The sequence below is a fragment of the Flavobacterium limicola genome (genome assembly GCF_003634755.1).
Classification (GTDB): domain Bacteria; phylum Bacteroidota; class Bacteroidia; order Flavobacteriales; family Flavobacteriaceae; genus Flavobacterium; species Flavobacterium limicola.
Genome location: NZ_RBXA01000003.1, coordinates 47,624 through 64,843 on the forward strand (window position 1 = coordinate 47,624; position 17,220 = coordinate 64,843).

15 protein-coding genes are annotated in these 17,220 nt (G+C 33.3%); 7 read left to right on the forward strand and 8 right to left on the reverse strand.

Features of this window, described 5'->3' with window-relative positions:
* Positions 1-100: 100 nt before the first annotated feature.
* Positions 101-298: a hypothetical protein gene (locus BC952_RS10265; RefSeq protein ID WP_121365584.1), complete on the forward strand. Its 198-nt coding sequence runs from the start codon at positions 101-103 to the stop codon at positions 296-298.
* A 32-nt stretch (positions 299-330) separates the two neighbouring features.
* Here BC952_RS10265 and BC952_RS10270 read toward each other — a convergent pair whose 3' ends face one another.
* The gene (locus BC952_RS10270) at positions 331-1,272 is read right to left on the reverse strand and encodes a LysR substrate-binding domain-containing protein (RefSeq protein WP_121365585.1); all 942 of its coding nucleotides are present in this window, start codon (positions 1,270-1,272) and stop codon (positions 331-333) included.
* 98 nt (positions 1,273-1,370) lie between these two features.
* Between BC952_RS10270 and BC952_RS10275 the strand changes: the two genes are divergently transcribed.
* The 4 genes from BC952_RS10275 (at position 1,371) to can (ending at position 4,746) form a co-directional block, all read left to right on the forward strand.
* The gene (locus tag BC952_RS10275) at positions 1,371-1,850 is read left to right on the forward strand and encodes a Dps family protein (RefSeq protein WP_121365586.1); all 480 of its coding nucleotides are present in this window, start codon (positions 1,371-1,373) and stop codon (positions 1,848-1,850) included.
* Between the two features lie 202 nt (positions 1,851-2,052).
* A complete protein-coding gene (locus BC952_RS10280) occupies positions 2,053-2,265 on the forward strand; it encodes a hypothetical protein (RefSeq protein WP_244200134.1) in 213 nt (70 codons plus the stop codon).
* An 87-nt stretch (positions 2,266-2,352) separates the two neighbouring features.
* Entirely contained in the window at positions 2,353-4,023 is a 1,671-nt protein-coding gene (locus BC952_RS10285) for a SulP family inorganic anion transporter (protein WP_121365588.1), read from the forward strand.
* Between the two features lie 87 nt (positions 4,024-4,110).
* Positions 4,111-4,746, forward strand: coding sequence for a carbonate dehydratase (gene can, locus BC952_RS10290; RefSeq protein WP_091166635.1), 636 nt, complete (start codon positions 4,111-4,113; stop codon positions 4,744-4,746).
* 31 nt (positions 4,747-4,777) lie between these two features.
* On the opposite strand, the gene BC952_RS10295 is transcribed toward can, so the two are convergent.
* Complete coding sequence (locus tag BC952_RS10295; RefSeq protein ID WP_121365589.1) at positions 4,778-5,977, reverse strand: LETM1-related biofilm-associated protein; 1,200 nt, start codon at positions 5,975-5,977, stop codon at positions 4,778-4,780.
* A gap of 277 nt (positions 5,978-6,254) precedes the next feature.
* A complete protein-coding gene (locus BC952_RS10300; protein ID WP_244200152.1) occupies positions 6,255-6,899 on the reverse strand; it encodes a superoxide dismutase in 645 nt (214 codons plus the stop codon).
* A gap of 435 nt (positions 6,900-7,334) precedes the next feature.
* Between BC952_RS10300 and BC952_RS10305 the strand changes: the two genes are divergently transcribed.
* Both BC952_RS10305 and BC952_RS10310 read left to right on the forward strand, forming a co-directional pair.
* On the forward strand, positions 7,335-8,282 hold the full coding sequence (locus BC952_RS10305) for a YihY/virulence factor BrkB family protein (RefSeq protein WP_121365958.1): 948 nt from the start codon (positions 7,335-7,337) through the stop codon (positions 8,280-8,282).
* A 54-nt stretch (positions 8,283-8,336) separates the two neighbouring features.
* Complete coding sequence (locus tag BC952_RS10310) at positions 8,337-8,765, forward strand: META domain-containing protein (protein ID WP_121365591.1); 429 nt, start codon at positions 8,337-8,339, stop codon at positions 8,763-8,765.
* Positions 8,766-8,848: 83 nt separating this feature from the next.
* Here BC952_RS10310 and BC952_RS10315 read toward each other — a convergent pair whose 3' ends face one another.
* The 5 genes from BC952_RS10315 to BC952_RS10335 all read right to left on the reverse strand — a co-directional run bounded on the left by BC952_RS10315 (position 8,849) and on the right by BC952_RS10335 (position 17,209).
* Entirely contained in the window at positions 8,849-10,654 is a 1,806-nt protein-coding gene (locus BC952_RS10315) for an acyl-CoA dehydrogenase family protein (protein WP_121365592.1), read from the reverse strand.
* A 66-nt stretch (positions 10,655-10,720) separates the two neighbouring features.
* Positions 10,721-11,902 (reverse strand): acetyl-CoA C-acyltransferase, encoded by a 1,182-nt coding sequence (locus BC952_RS10320; RefSeq protein WP_121365593.1) that lies wholly within the window; start codon positions 11,900-11,902, stop codon positions 10,721-10,723.
* Positions 11,903-11,994: 92 nt separating this feature from the next.
* Complete coding sequence (locus BC952_RS10325; protein WP_121365594.1) at positions 11,995-14,385, reverse strand: 3-hydroxyacyl-CoA dehydrogenase/enoyl-CoA hydratase family protein; 2,391 nt, start codon at positions 14,383-14,385, stop codon at positions 11,995-11,997.
* Positions 14,369-14,836, reverse strand: a complete 468-nt coding sequence (locus BC952_RS10330) for a MarR family winged helix-turn-helix transcriptional regulator (RefSeq protein ID WP_121365595.1) — start codon at positions 14,834-14,836, stop codon at positions 14,369-14,371. Before BC952_RS10330 ends, BC952_RS10325 begins: the two co-directional genes overlap by 17 nt.
* Positions 14,837-15,436: 600 nt before the next feature.
* Complete coding sequence (locus BC952_RS10335; RefSeq protein WP_121365596.1) at positions 15,437-17,209, reverse strand: AMP-dependent synthetase/ligase; 1,773 nt, start codon at positions 17,207-17,209, stop codon at positions 15,437-15,439.
* Between the last annotated feature and the right edge of the window lie 11 nt (positions 17,210-17,220).

Sequence of the window (17,220 nt, forward strand, 5' to 3'; positions counted from 1 at the left end):
AAAAAACTAAAAACTTCGTTAAATAATTATTCGGTATGTGTAAAAAATGTATTTTTACATCAATTTAGAATCAAAAGCTAACTTAATATCTTCATTTATTATGTCGAAAATCATGTATGATTATACAAAATCAGTTTTAGAAAGAGTAAGTTTTGATCCACTGCTTTTTTGTAAAGAATTAGAAAAAGCAATTAAAACATTATTACCATACGAGATAGAGCAATTGCGAGAATGGTTATTAAATTTCACAATTGGAAAACCAGAATTAAAACAATGTTTACTAATCGTAAATTCATAAAAAAAAAAGGAACCTATAATAGGTTCCTTTTTTTATTTTTTTGGGATTGGGCTGATGATTTGGACATTTTGAAAAACAATTGCTCCTTTTATAACTCCGGCAATTGTATTTCGAAGGGCATCGATTATGTGAATTTTCAATTCGCTTTTTGGGAATATCAAGCTGACTTCTCGTGCTGGTTTAGGTTCTTTAAAATGGCGTAATTTTATTTTGTCAGATTCTTTCAAATCTAATGTATGTAAAAAAGGAAGTAATGTTGTTCCTAGGCCTTCATCGGCTAATTTTATTAAAGTTTCAAAACTTCCGCTTTGTATTTGAAAATGATTAATTTCATTTTTACCGGCACTTTTACATAAGTTCAAAATTCCCTCACGAAAACAATGCCCGTCTTGTAGTAATAGAATTTCGTCTAAGTTTAAATCAGAAACTTCGATTTCCTCTTTTTGAAAATTATGGTGACTTTCCGGGATATACGCCACAAAAGGTTCAAAGTACAATACAATTTCCTTTATTTTATCTTCTAATAACGGAGTTGCTGCTATGGCGGCGTCCAGATGACCATTGTTAAGTTTTGTAATAATTTCGTCCGTATTCAACTCTTCGATGATGAGCTTTACTTTTGGATACTTTTTAATGAAATTATTCAAAAACATTGGTAATAGAGTAGGCATGATGGTGGGGATTATTCCTAATCGGAATTCACCGCCTATAAATCCTTTTTGCTGTTCAACAATATCTTGAATACGATCAGCTTCGTTGACGATATTTTTAGCTTGATTGACTATTTTTTGACCAATATCAGTAAGTTGAATCGGTTTTTTGGATCGGTCAAATATCTGAATGCTTAGCTCTTCTTCGATTTTCTGAATTTGCATACTCAATGTAGGTTGAGTGACAAAACATTTTTCGGCCGCAAGAGTGAAATTTTTGTGTTCGGCTACAGCCAAAACATATTTTAGTTGAGTTATTGTCATTTTTTATAGTAATATCTGATGCAAATATAAAAACAATCAATTTGACTTATAGTGTAAAGTGGTGTTTTCTTGCGTAATTTTGTTTAAAATAATAAATTATGAAAACAAATATTTTAGGATTACCAGTTAAAGAATCAGAATTGATTGTAAGTGAATTGAATATTTTGTTATCTAATTTTCAAGTGTATTATCAAAATTTAAGAGGAATTCATTGGAATATAAGAGGGAAACGTTTTTTTGATTTACATGTTAAATTTGAAGAATTGTATACGGATGCCCAAATTAAAATTGATTTAATTGCTGAAAGAGTGTTGACTGTAGGAGGAACTCCGCTACATACCTTTGAGGATTACATAAAAAATAATCAATTAGTCGTAGGAAAGAATGTTTCTAATGACGAGAAAGCGGTTCATTTAATTGTTACTTCACTGTCACATTTGCTAAAATTAGAAAGAAAAATTCTTAATAAATCTGGTGAAATTAATGATGAAGGAACAAATTCTATGATGAGTGATTTTATATCAGAACAGGAAAAAACAATTTGGATGATGCAGGCTTGGTTGGAAGAAACCTTATGATTTTAGTAGCAAAATAGAAAAAACCAGAAAGAATCTTAAGATTTTATTCTGGTTTTTTTTTGAATGTTAATTTTTTTTTAAATTTACCAGAGTTAATGTTTTTTCTAATGAACTTAATTCTATTTTTGCGACAATGAAAATAATCTCTAAAATATTTTTAATTATATTTATCGCATTTCTTGTCACTCCAACAATAGTTACTGTGATTGAGAAAAGTTCTGATATTTCTATTTTCTACAGTTTGTCTGAAGAAGAACATGCACACAAAGAAATTAAGACTTTTTTTTATTTAGATAATTCTTTAGATATAATTATACCATCAGAATTGCCTTCAAGTATTATTCTTTCAGAGAATTTATCAAAGCACGATAAAATTACTTCTTCTATATTCATTCCACCGCCCAACGAAGTTTAATACAAACTACGATTTTAAATTTTTTAAAATCTGCTGTCGCATTTCTTTGTGCGAAAAAATCTTTGTATTCAATTTTAGTTAGGTATTATGTCAAAAAAAAATAATCTTTTTGCTAACCTTAAATCCGATTTTGCATCTGGTTTAGTGGTTTTTTTGGTCGCGCTACCATTGTGTTTAGGTATTGCAATGGCTTCAGGCGCTCCTTTATTTTCAGGAATTATTTCAGGAATTATAGGAGGAATAGTAGTAGGTTATTTAAGTACTTCACACATAAGTGTCTCCGGTCCAGCTGCGGGTTTAACTGCTATTGTTCTTACGGCAATCACGGATTTAGGCGCTTTTGATATTTTTTTGACCGCAGTTTTCATAGCTGGTTTGGTGCAATTAATATTAGGATTTGTCAAAGCAGGAAGTATTTCTAATTATTTTCCAACGAATGTTATTGAGGGTATGCTGGCAGGTATCGGAATTATTATTATTCTGAAGCAATTGCCACACGCCTTTGGATATGACAATGACTTTGAGGGGGATCAAGCATTTTCACAAATTGATGGGAGTAATACCTTTTCTACACTGTTTAGTATTTTTGATTACATCCAAATTGGCTCAATAGTTATTACATTGGTTTCAATGGTGATTTTGATATCTTGGGATAAAGTTCCTTTCTTGAAAAAATTGAAATTAGTTCCAGGAGCTTTAATTGCGGTGGCTTTGGGTGTTATTTTGAATGAGATTTTTATTGCTAGCGGAAGTGCATTAGCTATAGGAAAAGAACATTTAGTTTCGCTACCAGTTCCATCTTCTTTCGAGGAATTTAAAGCAATTATTGTTACGCCAAATCTTTCTGGAGTAATGAATCCTAAAGTATGGGTGGTTGCATTGACCATAGCAATTGTAGCGTCTATTGAGACATTATTGAGTATAGAAGCTGCCGATCGAATGGATGTACAAAAACGGTACACTGACACGAATATGGAATTAAAAGCGCAAGGAATTGGTAATATGGTGAGTTCACTTTTAGGTGGTTTACCATTGACATCTGTAATTGTGCGTTCCTCTGCAAATAGCAATTCGGGAGCTAAATCTAAAATGTCTACCATTATTCATGGATCGCTGTTGTTAGTGAGTGTGCTTGCAATTCCAGTGATTCTGAATAAAATTCCCCTGGCTACTTTGGCAGCTATCTTAATTCTGGTAGGTTACAAATTGGCTAAACCGGCAACATTCAAACATTTTTGGGAAAAAGGGAAATATCAGTTTGTACCTTTTATTGCCACATTATTAGCCGTTGTATTTTTGGATTTATTGAAAGGAGTTACTTTGGGAATTATCATCAGTATTATTTTTGTTTTAAAAGGGAATCTTAAGAGAGCTTACTTTTTTAGAAAAGAACAATATGCAGATGGTGATGTGATACATATTGATTTAGCTCAAGAAGTTTCTTTCTTGAATAAAGCTGCTATCAAACAAACCTTAAATCATCTTCCGGAAAATTCTAAAGTCATCATTGATGCAAAAGATACGGTTTACATTGCGCATGATATTTTGGATTTAATCCATGAGTTTAAAACTACAAGAGCTTTAGACAACAATATTAAAGTGAAGCTGAAAGGATTTAAAAAAGCCTATCATCTGGAAAATAGTATTGATACACAAAATCATGTAACTATTGAGCATTATTATGATGCTGCTAAAAGAGTTATGGTTAAAAAAGAAGTTAAGGATGAAGAATTTCTTAAACAAGAAAACAGCAACTAATTAAAGAATTTAAGTTGAAAAACAGTTCCTTTACGTTGCATTAGAATTAGTAAACGTTTATTTTAATAAAATAATTACACAAAGATTATGAGCGATTTTTATAAAAAAATATTAGAGAATAATAAAAAATGGGTTGAAAGTTCTTTAGCGAGCGACCCAAATTATTTCCAGGATCTTGCTAAAGGTCAAACACCACCATTATTATGGATTGGTTGTTCAGACAGCAGGGTTCCTGCAAACGAAATTGTCGGGGCAAAACCCGGAGAAGTTTTTGTGCATAGGAACATTGCCAACATGGTAGTACATAGTGATATGAATATGTTGAGTGTACTGGATTATGCCGTAAATGTTTTGAAAGTAAAACATGTACTGGTTTGTGGACATTATGGTTGTGGAGGTGTCAAGGCAGCAATGGGAAATGATTCTATAGGTATTATTGATAACTGGATTCGACATATAAAAGATGTATATCGTTTGCACAGTGCGTATTTAGATTCTATCAAAGATGAAACAGAGCGTTTTAATACTTTTGTAGAATTGAATGTAAAAGAACAGGTTTTTGATTTAGCCAAAACATCAATTGTACAGGCGGCTTGGAGAAATGGACAGGATCTAACCTTACACGGATGGGCTTACGGACTTAATTCCGGTTTTGTAACGGATTTAGATGTTAACATCAGTTCCGAAAAAGATTTGGATGCAGTGTACCAATTGAAATTTTAATAAAAATCGCCTTAGGGCGATTTTTTTGTTTTTATTCCAGATCTAAATTCTCATTAAACGCAGAGGGTAAAAGGGTAGGGATAAATTTGATCAAAATAGGCAATAGTAAACTTCCTCCAGGAAGTAAGAATATTGTCAATGATGGAATCGTTTTACAAATTTCCAGTAATTGTTTTTTTACTTTTTTCTTTTCTTTTTCATCTAAATCTCTGCGAGTCGAATGTGCTAATAAGACCATTAACTCTTTACTCTGAATTATTTCCTTAATTAATCTGTTTTTATTACGGCTTATTAATGTCACAACACTTTGAGTCGTTTGATCATAAAAATGTTTGACAGGATTGGAATAATTGAAATAAGGAATATCTTTTTTGTGTTTCGTGATAAATTCATTCGTGCTGTTGATGCTTTGTATGACAAAAATATCCGGAACCAATAAATTTTCGGCTAAAGAATGTAAAAAATAAGCCTCATTGTTTTCAATTTCGCCATCACTCCACAAAGCCATGCCGGCAATATCTATCAAATAATATTTCTCTAATTCATTTGTGAAATACTCTAATTGAAGTGTTTCCAAACCCTGAATAGCAACTTTCGAGAATTTGCTGTATCGAATAGAAGCTTCAAACAGTTTAATTAACAGATCGTCATATTGCGATTTTTTTGACTTAGTCTTTAAGGCAAGTGTTACTATATTTACAATAGTTTCTTCAATTCTTTTTAGGTATTTTTCTGGAATTACCTCATGGACTAAATATTGGCGAAAGGCTAAGACATCAATAAATAGTAATGCATTTGTTACCAAATGGGAGAAATTTTTACTGATGATGCTTTCGTTAGTTTGAACGCGCTCGTCAATAATTTTTTCTAAGGTTAATGAGATAGAATTTTTTGGTAGAATTTTTTTAAATATGTTAAATCCTTGCGGGTGCATTTCATCGTAAAAAGCAACAGCTTGTTTAATGAAATTCTCAGAACTATTATCATTGTTGGTCAAACAAAAAATATTATATAATGTATTTAATAGCGCTACTTTAGAAATCTCTTCTTTAAACCAACCTTTGGTTTCTATTGTATTTATGGTATCAAATGTGATTATGTGACCATAAATAAATCCTGTTTCTCTAACTTTTTGATAAAATGTATCAGTAGTTTTAGAAACTGTTTTCTCTAAAATTTTTTGTTCAATAAAAAATTTATCTATCCAACCTGATGCCGAAGGGTTAATCATTGCTTTAATTTGAAGGTACAAAGCTATACTTTTTTGCGGTAGTTTTAACTGGTGTTTTTTAGTTTAGCACAGATACTGCAATTAATTAGTATAGTTTTTTGGTTTTAAACAAGATAAATTTAATTGTTATAATTTTTGATAAAAAATACCCGCAATCAGAAACTATTTTCAATGTAATTAATGAGAATTTGCTGTGATAAAAATGATATTTGGATATATAATGTGCAATAAAATTGGAAGCCCTAAATTATAAATAAAACAGGGCTTTTACAAGTATTTAAGAATTGAATAAAGCTTCTGCGGCTTCCCAATTGACTACATTCCAAAAAGAAGCAATATAATCGGCTCTGCGGTTTTGATTTTTAAGATAATACGCGTGTTCCCAAACGTCCAATGCTAAAACAGGTTTTCCTTTTAGTCCTTTTCCTCTTAATCGCATCAATGGATTGTCTTGGTTTGCTGTAGAACCTATCACTAATTTTCCGTCTTGTACCACTAACCAAGCCCAACCTGAACCAAATCGTTTCATGGAAGCATCACTAAATTGCTTTTTGAATTCGTCAAAAGAACCAAAAGTACTCATTATAGCATCTCCTAGTTTACCTTTTGGAGTACCACCTCCGTTTGGTTTCATTAAACTCCAGAACAAACTGTGATTGTAATGCCCACCACCATTATTACGAATCGCTTCAGGGAATTTGGACATTTTTTCAAAGATATTTTCCAATGATTTTGAATGTTCCACTAAATTTTTGTCCAAAGTTTCTATGGCTTTATTCAAATTCGTCACATAAGCTTGATGATGCTTACTATGATGAATTTCCATTGTAGCTTTATCAATATGTGGCTCTAAAGCATCATACGAATACGGTAATTTTGGAAGGCTGTAGTTTTCTTGAAAGTCGAAATTTTCCGGTTCCAAGACTTGATTTTCAGTTTTCAAATTGTTTTCAGCAGCTAATACTGAATTAAATAAGCTAGAACCAATAATTGTTCCTGTTGAAAGTATTGCTGTTTGTTTTAAAAAATTTCTTCGTGTATTGTTATTTTCCATAATTTGAAAATTTATCCTAAAAAGGTTATTAAAATAGAATATAAATTTAAACATTAAATGATAGGAATGGGTTAATAAAGACTTAAAATTTGGTTAGGTTTTTGCTTCTATTATGTTTAGAATATACAAAGAGCAAAGGAATTTTATAAAATCTATTTCTATTTGGTAAATAATATCTTTGTAATTTTGAAAGCAATGCCATTGGGGATAATTCAAGGTGTTAACCATACTTTTCAATTATTAAAAACAAGTGTAAGAGTTAGGTTTTTTATTGAAAATAAAATATTAAAAATAGTAACAGTAATGAAACATAAAGAAATAGCAGTTTTGAGTTGGGGTTTATTAAAGCGAACTTATAATGAATTTGATGATGATAACGGATTTAAATTAAGTGCGTCACTTTCCTATTATACTATCTTTTCATTACCTCCATTATTGATTATTATTTTATCTATTTTTAGTTTTTTCTTTGGAAGAGAAGCTGTTACAGGAAGATTTTTTGGTCAAATTAACGGAATGGTAGGTAACGAAGCTGCTGTCCAAATTCAGGAAACCATCAAGAATATTGAATTGTCTGACAGTGTTACATTTGCAACAATACTGGGGGGAATTATGTTATTAGTAGGCGCTTCGGGTGTATTTGCCGAAATACAAAGTTCCATCAATTCTATTTGGGGATTAAAGGCAAAACCGAATAAAGGAATTATGAAATTCGTTAAAAACAGATTAATGTCTTTTTCTATGATTGCTTCAGTTGGTTTCTTGTTAATGGTCAGTTTGATGGTAAATACCGTAATGGATATAGTCAATACCCGATTATTAGTTTATTTTCCAGATACAACGGTTTACATATTTTATGTTTTTAATATTTTAATATTATTTGTAACTACAACTATTTTGTTTGCTATTATTTTCAAAACGTTGCCTGATGTACATATTGCTTGGCGAGATGCATTGATAGGTTCCAGTTTTACTTCTTTTTTCTTTATGATAGGGAAATTTGCTATTGGTTTTTATTTAGGAAGCTCAACCGTTGCTACTGTTTACGGTGCGGCCGGATCCGTAATAATTATTTTAATCTGGGTGTATTATTCAGCTATAATCTTATATTTTGGAGCCGAATTTACTAAAGTGTATGCCAATGCCCATGGCAAAAAAATTATTCCAAATGCTTATGCTGTTGGAATAAAAGTAGAGGTTACAGAGATAAAGAAGAAAAAGACCGATGTCATTCCTGAAGATGAAAAATAATAAATTTAATTCTGGTCAATAAACAAATTCTGCATAAATATTAAAATAAAACAAATGAAAAAAATAATTTTGTCACTGACACTATTTTGTTCGGTACTTATTTCTTGTAATTCCTTAAAAACGGCTAATAGTCAAAAAGCTGCATTGCAAGGTGCTTGGGAATTGAATTTTATATCAGGACCACGAATCGCCTTTTCTGGATTGTATCCAAATGATGCCCCAACTATTACTTTTGATTTGAAAGAGAACAGAGTATCCGGGAAAAATAGTTGTAACAGTTATTCCGGAACATTGAATGCTGATGGAAATAAAATTAGTTTCAAAGAACCGATGATGGTAACTAAAATGTTTTGTCCGGGAGAAGGGGAGAATGTTTACATGAATACCCTTCAAAAAATAGATTCTTATTCTGTTTCTGAAGATGGAAAAACGCTGAATTTCAAAATGGGAGACATTGTAATGATGCGTTTTGAGAAAAAATAGATTATAAACTTTTGTAGAAATAAAAAAACCGCCTTGTTTTCAGGAACAAGGCGGTTTAAAAAAAAACTAAAAACTAATTTTTATTAGAAACAATATTCATTTTCAGCTACTAATTTTGCTGTAATTGTTTCTCTCAATGCCACTACATTTGGCATGTTGGTGTATTTTGTAAAACGACGTAATCCCATTAGCATCATACGTTGTTCATCGCCTTCGGCAAAAGAGATAATACTTTCTTTTCCTTTTTGATTCACAATATCTACCGCTTTGTACAAATACAATTTTGCCATTGCAATTTGCTCTTGTACTTTATCTTCTCCTTCTTTTTTAGCCAGTTTTTCAGTACGTAAGATGGTGCTTTCGGCCATATATACTTCTATTAACATATCTGAAGCTGCCATCAATAATTGTTGGTGAGCGTCTAGGTCTGCGCCAAATTTTTGAACAGCACTTCCGGCAACCATCAAGAATGATTTTTTCAAATTTCTAACGATTTCTTTTTCCTCAGCAAATAATTCAGAATAGTCAGGTGTGTCAAAAGATGGAATTCCCATTAATTCTTCAGAAACTTTCATTGCAGGACCTAATAAATCAACATGACCTTTCATCGCTTTTTTGATCAACATTCCTACAGAAAGCATTCTGTTGATTTCGTTTGTTCCTTCGTAAATACGTGCAATACGCGCATCTCTCCAAGCACTTTCCATAGGAGTATCTTCTGAGAATCCCATTCCACCAAAAATTTGAATTCCTTCATCGGCACAGTTTTGTACATCTTCAGAAACCGCTACTTTTAAGATAGAACACTCGATTGCATATTCCTCAACTCCTTTTAATTCTGCTTCTTGATGTGAAACTCCTTCAGCTTCACGAGCAATAATACGATCTTCAATATCTTTTGCAGCTCTATAAGAAGCACTTTCTCCAGCATAACAACTAGTAGCCATTTCTGCTAGTTTTGAACGAATAGCACCAAACTGAGAAATCGCAGTATTGAATTGGATTCTTTCATTAGCATATTTCACTGAACCTGTAATCACTCTTCTTTGTGCATCCAAACAAGCAGCTGCCAATTTGATACGGCCTACGTTTAAAGCGTTCATGGCAATTTTGAAACCGTTTCCTCTTTCAGACAACATGTTTTCAACAGGAACTTTTGTTTCGTTGAAGAAAACCTGACGTGTAGAAGATGCACGAATTCCTAATTTATGCTCTTCTTCACCCATTGAAATTCCGTTATCTGGAGTGTTTTCAAGGATAAAACCAGTAATATTTTTGTCATCGCCAATACGCGCGAAAACGATAAACAAAGAACAAAATCCGGCATTTGAAATCCACATTTTTTGTCCTGTGATTTTGTAATGTGTTCCATCTTCTGATAAAACGGCTTTTGTTTTTCCAGAATTAGCATCCGATCCTGCGCCTGGTTCTGTCAAACAGTATGCACCAAACCATTCGCCAGAAGCTAATTTAGGAACGTATTTTTGTTTTTGTTCTTCTGTTCCGTATAAAGTGATTGGCATCGTTCCAATTCCGGTATGTGCTCCAAAAGCAGTGGAGAAAGATCCCGTTGCTCCCGAAATATAATCACAAACTAACATTGTGGAAACAAATCCCATTCCTAATCCGCCATAAGCCTCAGGAACTGCAACTCCTAAAAGTCCTAAGTCTCCTGCTTTTCTCATGGTTTCTTCTGTATAGGCATAATCTTTTTTCTCAAAACGATCTTTATGTGCCCATAATTCTTTGTCTACAAATTCTTTTACAGAGTCACGCATCATTAATTGCTCTTCTGAGAAATCTTCTGGAGTAAAGATATCTTCGCACTTTGTTTCTTTAACCAAAAACTGACCGCCACGGGTTACGTTTTTTTCAATTGTATCTGCCATTTTTTTATTTTTTTATGTGTTTTTATTTATAATCTAAATCCTCAATAAACGGATGGAAATCTATGACTACAAAAGTTCGTAAATACCTGCTGAACCTTGACCAGTTCCAACACACATACTTACGATACCGTATTTGCTGCCTCTGCGTTTCATCTCGTCAAATAATTGAACCGATAGTTTTGCTCCTGTACAACCTAGTGGATGACCTAATGCAATTGCTCCACCGTTTACATTTACAATATCTGGATTTAGTCCCAATTCGCGAATTACCGCTAATGATTGTGAAGCAAACGCTTCGTTTAACTCAATTAAATCAATATCATTCAACGTTAATCCCGCTTGTTTCAATGCTTTTGGAATCGCTTTCACAGGACCAATTCCCATAAGTCTTGGTTCAACTCCAGCCGAAGCAAAGTTTACCAAACGAGCAATTGGTTCTAAATTAAGCTCTTTTACCATTTCTTCACTCATAATTAAAACGAAAGCAGCACCATCACTCATTTGAGAAGAGTTACCAGCAGTTACACTTCCATCGGCTGCAAATACAGGTCTTAACCCTGCTAAAGCCTCGACAGATGTTCCTGCTCTAGGTCCTTCATCTTTATTTACAACATAAGATTTAGTTTCTTTTTTTCCGTTTTCATTGATAAAAGTTTGTTCTACTGTAATTGGAACAATTTGCTTGTCAAATTTACCTTCAGCTTGTGCTTTTAAGGCTTTCATGTGAGAGTTAAAGGCAAACTCATCTTGGTCAGCTCTAGAAACATTATATTTGTTGGCAACTGCTTCTGCAGTTAGTCCCATTCCCCAATAGTAATCTTCATTTCCTTCTTTTGCTACAGCATAATCCGGAGATGGTTTGTAACCACCCATTGGAATAAAACTCATGCTTTCTGCACCACCTGCAATAATGCAGTTAGCCATTCCAGACTGAATTTTGGCAGTTGCCATTCCAATTGTTTCTAAACCAGATGCACAATATCTGTTTACGGTAACACCAGGTACATCTTCCACTTTTAATCCCATTAGAGAGATTAGTCGTCCCATGTTTAATCCTTGTTCTGCCTCTGGCATTGCATTTCCTACCATGACGTCATCAATATGAGTTTTGTCGAAATGCGGCAACTCATTCATCATGAACTGAATCGTTTCAGCGGCCAATTCATCAGGACGTTTAAATCTAAACACGCCTTTTGGAGCTTTCCCCACGGCTGTTCTGTATGCTTTAACTATATAGGCTGTTTTCATATTTGTTTTAAATTTTGAATTATAAATTTTAAATTACTGTTGACTTAAATTGTACGAAACTTTTAAAAATCAACATTTATAATTTAAAATAATTAATTACGAAGCGGTTTCCCTTTGGTTAGCATAAATTGAATTCTTTCTAATGTTTTTCTTTCTGTACAAAGTGACAAGAAAGCTTCACGTTCTAAATCCAAAATATATTGCTCTGTTACTAATGTTGGTTCTGACAAATCTCCACCAGCCATTACGTAAGCTAGTTTGTTAGCTATTTTTCTATCATGTTCTGAAATGTATTTTCCGGCTTGCATTTGGTCTGTTCCTACTAAGAACATTCCCAATGCTTGTTTCCCAAGAACTTTTACGTCATTTCTACGAATCGGTTGTGTGTAACCTGCTTCTGCCATTAATAAAGCATGTTTCTTCGCCTCGGCAATTTGACGGTCCTTGTTCACTACAACGATGTCTTTTCCGTGCTGTAATAGTCCAGAATCAAAAGCCTCGTAAGCAGATGTTGATACTTTTGCCATTGCAACGGTCATGAAATATTCTTGTAAAACATTCAATTCTACATCATTTTTATGGAATAAATCAGAGGCTCTTAAAGCCATTTCTTTAGATCCACCGCCGCCAGGAATTACTCCAACACCAAATTCTACTAACCCCATATACGTTTCCGCTGCAGCAACAACTTTATCAGCATGTAAGCTCATTTCGCAACCACCGCCAAAAGTCATTCCGTGTGGTGCAACCACAACTGGAATTCCCGAGTAGCGTACGCGCATCATGGTGTCCTGGAACATTTTGATTGCCATATTCAACTCATCGTATTCTTGCTCGACTGCCATCATGAAAATCATTCCGATATTAGCTCCAACAGAGAAATTCGCTGCTTGATTTCCAATAACCAATCCTTGATATTCTTTTTCAGATAAGTCAATCGCTTTATTGATAGCTTGTAAAACGTCACCACCAATCGTATTCATTTTAGATTGGAATTCTAAATTCAAGATTCCGTCTCCTAAATCTTGTATAATTGCTCCGCTGTTACTCCACACTTTTTTGCTCTCGCGTATGTTGTTCAGTATGATAAATGCATCCTGACCTGGAACTTTAGTTTGTGATTTTGTTGGGATATTATAGAAATAGGTAGCACCTTCTTTAATAGTATAAAAACTAGAAATTCCTGAAGCTAACATATCAGTTACCCAAGCAGCAGGTTGAAGACCTTCCGCTTTCATTATTTCGATTCCTTTTTCGACACCAATGGCATCCCAAATTTCGAAAGGACCATTTTCCCATCCAAAACCGGCTTTCATCGCATCGTCAATTTTGTACAACTCATCTGATATTTCAGGAATTCGGTTCGAAACGTAAGCAAACATTCCTGCAAAACTTTTTCTGTAAAATTCTCCTGCTTTGTCTTTACCTTTTACCAGAACTTTGAAACGGTCAATTGGTTTATCAATCGTTTTGGTCAGTTCCAAAGTAGCGAAAGAAGCTTTTTTAGCAGCACGGTATTCTAAAGTATCTAAATCAAGAGACAAAATTTCTTTTCCTTCTTTTTTGTAAAAACCTTGACCCGTTTTGCTTCCCAACCATTTGTTCTCCATCATTTTGTTGACGAAGTCCGGAAGTTTGAACAACTCGTGTTGCTCGTCATTTGGGCAGTTTTCATAGATTCCGTTGGCAACATGTACCAAAGTATCCAATCCAACTACGTCAACAGTTCTGAAAGTAGCCGATTTTGGACGACCAATAACCGGACCGGTCAATTTATCCACTTCTTCAATAGTAAGTCCCAATTCTTTTACCAAATGAAACAAACTTTGAATCCCGTAAATACCAACTCTATTTCCAATAAATGCCGGAGTATCTTTGGCCACGACCGAAGTTTTCCCTAAGAATTTGGAACCATAATCACTTAGGAAATCCAAAACTTCTGTTGAAGTTTGAGGACCAGGAATGATTTCGAATAATTTTAAATAACGCGCAGGGTTAAAAAAGTGAGTTCCACAGAAATGCTTTTGAAAATCATCACTTCGGGCTTCGCTCATAAAATGAATTGGAATTCCTGAGGTGTTTGAAGTAACCAAAGTTCCTGGTTTTCTGAATTTTTCAATTTGTTCAAAAACCATTTTTTTGATGTCCAAACGCTCCACTACAACCTCAATGATCCAATCGGCTGCTGCGATTTTCGCCATATCATCAGTTGTATTTCCAGTAGTAATTCTGCTGGCAAATTTCTGATTGTAAATAGGGGATGGTTTCGATTTCAATGAATTGGATAAATGCTCATTGACCAATCGGTTTCTTACAATTTTGCTTTCTAAAGTAAGTCCTTTTTTGGCTTCGGATTCGGTGAGCTCTCTTGGAACGATATCCAAAAGTAAGACTTCAACTCCAATGTTGGCAAAATGACAGGCAATTCCTGATCCCATAATTCCGGATCCAATCACTGCAACTTTTTTAATTGTGCGTTTCATTTTCTATTTTTTCGGTTTGATTAAATATATTTTTGTCTAAAATTAATTCGTTGATTGTTTCCGAGACTTCTATAAAATGCTGGAGTTTTTCATCGGAAATATGTTGTTTTACAGTTTCATTGAATTTTAAAACCGTATTCTTAGATAACTCTCTTTTTTCTTTACCAAATTCAGTGAGGTAAATCAAGACACCTCGGCCGTCCACAGGATTTTTCTTTCTAATAATCAGCCCTTTTTCTTCCATAGATTTCAAGGTTCTAGTAAGGCTGGTGGCCTCCATTCCCATTTTTGGTCCTAAAGATGTAGAAGGCGTTCCTTTATCTTTATCCATACTTAACAAAGCAAAACCTGTTGCCATGGTTGCACCGTATTTAGATGCTTCTTCATTATACATTCGTGATACTGCTTGCCAGGTTGCACGTAAAATGTAATCTATTGTTTTGTCTTTCATAAATAACTATATCGATTTCAAATATAATAAAAAATACTATGCACGCATAATATATTTAAACATTTTTTTGTTAAAAAGTATTAAATATAAAAAAACTCTGCTGAAATACAGAAGATTATACTGTTTTTTATGACTAATTATTTTTTGGGTCTGTCCCTTCGGGTCGGGCTGTACGTTGTATCTTTTATATAGTCCCGACGCATCGGGACTATATAAAAGGATGCCACTTCTATGCCTCACATAAAATGGGTGTTGGACACTAATTAAGATTTATAACTTAATTAGTGAGACTACGAGTTTTCGTAATTATAAGTAGTTTCATATAATTTAAGGATAACTGATAGAACGTAGAAAAAAGACTAATTTATTTCCCTGTTGGAAGAATCAAGTCTTATAAATTTTAGATATAATTTGTGATTAGGAATGATGCGGGTTTATTGTATTTAGAATTTAAATATAATCGTAACAATAAAGTAGAAAATTAATTGATGATAAAACGAAAAAACCACGAATATCAATTCGTGGTTTTTTCGTTTTTAATTGTTTTTCCCTTGCTTTCAAAAGTTGAATGAAGAGTATTAACTAGGTTTTTTCTTAAATCTAGATGTAGATTTTATGAAATAAATCAATATACTTATCCATTATTATTTTTCGTTTTAATTTTAAGGTAGGAGTAAGATGTCCACCTTCAACCGACCATAAATCTGGAGTAAGTTCAAAACGTTTTATTTTTTCCCAATTACCAAATTTTTCATTTAGGCTATCAATTTCAACTTGAATCCTTTCGATTACTTTTTCGTTAGCGACTATTTCTTCATTGCTTTTTCCGATGTCGATTCCGTGAATAACCGCCCATTCTTTTATAAAATCAAAACTGGGTTGTATCAATGCAGCAGGCATTTTTTGTCCATCACCAATGACCATGATTTGTTCAATGAAACGGGATTGTTTCATCGTGTTTTCAATTAATTGTGGTGCAATATATTTACCTCCCGATGTTTTGAACATTTCTTTTTTACGGTCTGTGATTTTTAAAAATCCTTCTTCGTCAAATATTCCAATATCACCAGTATGAAAATAACCATCGGTAATTACCTCATTTGTGAGTTTTTCATCTTTATAATATCCCATCATCACGTTAGGTCCTTTGCAAAGGATTTCTCCATCTTCGGCTATAATGACTTCAACATTGTCAATGACTTTTCCAACAGTTCCTACTTTGAAACCTCGATTTCTTATGTCGTTAACAGAGATTACAGGAGACGTTTCTGTTAAACCGTATCCTTCCATAACTGGGATTTCTGCGGCTGCAAAAATACGGGCTAATCTTGGCTGTAAAGCCGCACTTCCAGAAACCATCAAATCTAGATTTCCACCCAAACCTTCTTTCCATTTGCTAAAAATAAGTTTTCGTGCAATTTTAAGTTGAAACTCATACCACAAACCATTTTTTCCATAAGGTTCATAGATTAACCCCAAATCAATTGCCCAGAAGAATAATTTCTTTTTAATCCCGGTTAATTCAGTTCCTTTTGCATAAATTTTATCATAGACTTTTTCTAGAAGTCTTGGTACGGCAGTGATTACGGTTGGTTTTACTTCTTTGATATTATCACTAACTTTATCAATTGATTCGCCAAAATATATCGAAACACCATAATATTGATATAAATACAAAATCATTCTTTCAAAAATGTGGCATATTGGTAGGAAGCTCAACGCTTTACTGCTACCTGCTTCAAATGGGATTCTAGAGGCACTACTTAAAACATCAGAAACAATATTGTGATGAGAAAGCATAACTCCTTTTGGTCTTCCAGTTGTTCCTGAGGTATAAATTATAGTTGCTAAATCTTCAGGTTTTACATTGTTTTTACGGTCTTCAACAACATCTTGATTGCTTTGATCTTTACCTAATACAAGTAATTCAGTCCAGTTTTTAGTCCCTTCAATTGTATTGAATGAATACACTTCTTTTAGCGAAGGAACTCTATCTTTAATTAAATTTACTTTTCTAAGGACTTCCTCATCAGATACAAAACAATAAATAGCACCAGAATGATTTAAAATATATTCATAATCATCTTCAGAAATGGTAGGGTAAATAGGGACGTTTTGTGCACCTGTTTGCAAGATACCAATATCCATAATATTCCATTCGGTTCTATTATTAGTTGAAATTACGGCAATTTTATCATTCTTTTGAATCTCCATCCGAATCAATGCCCTTGAAATCGTATTGGCTTTGTCGATATATTCGGTTGTCGATGTTTTTTCCCAAACTCCGTTGTACTTAGTGACCAAAGCATCTGGAATATTGAAATTTTCTTGTTGATAATATGGAAAATCAAAAAGGCGAGTGATATTTATCATTATCTAAAATA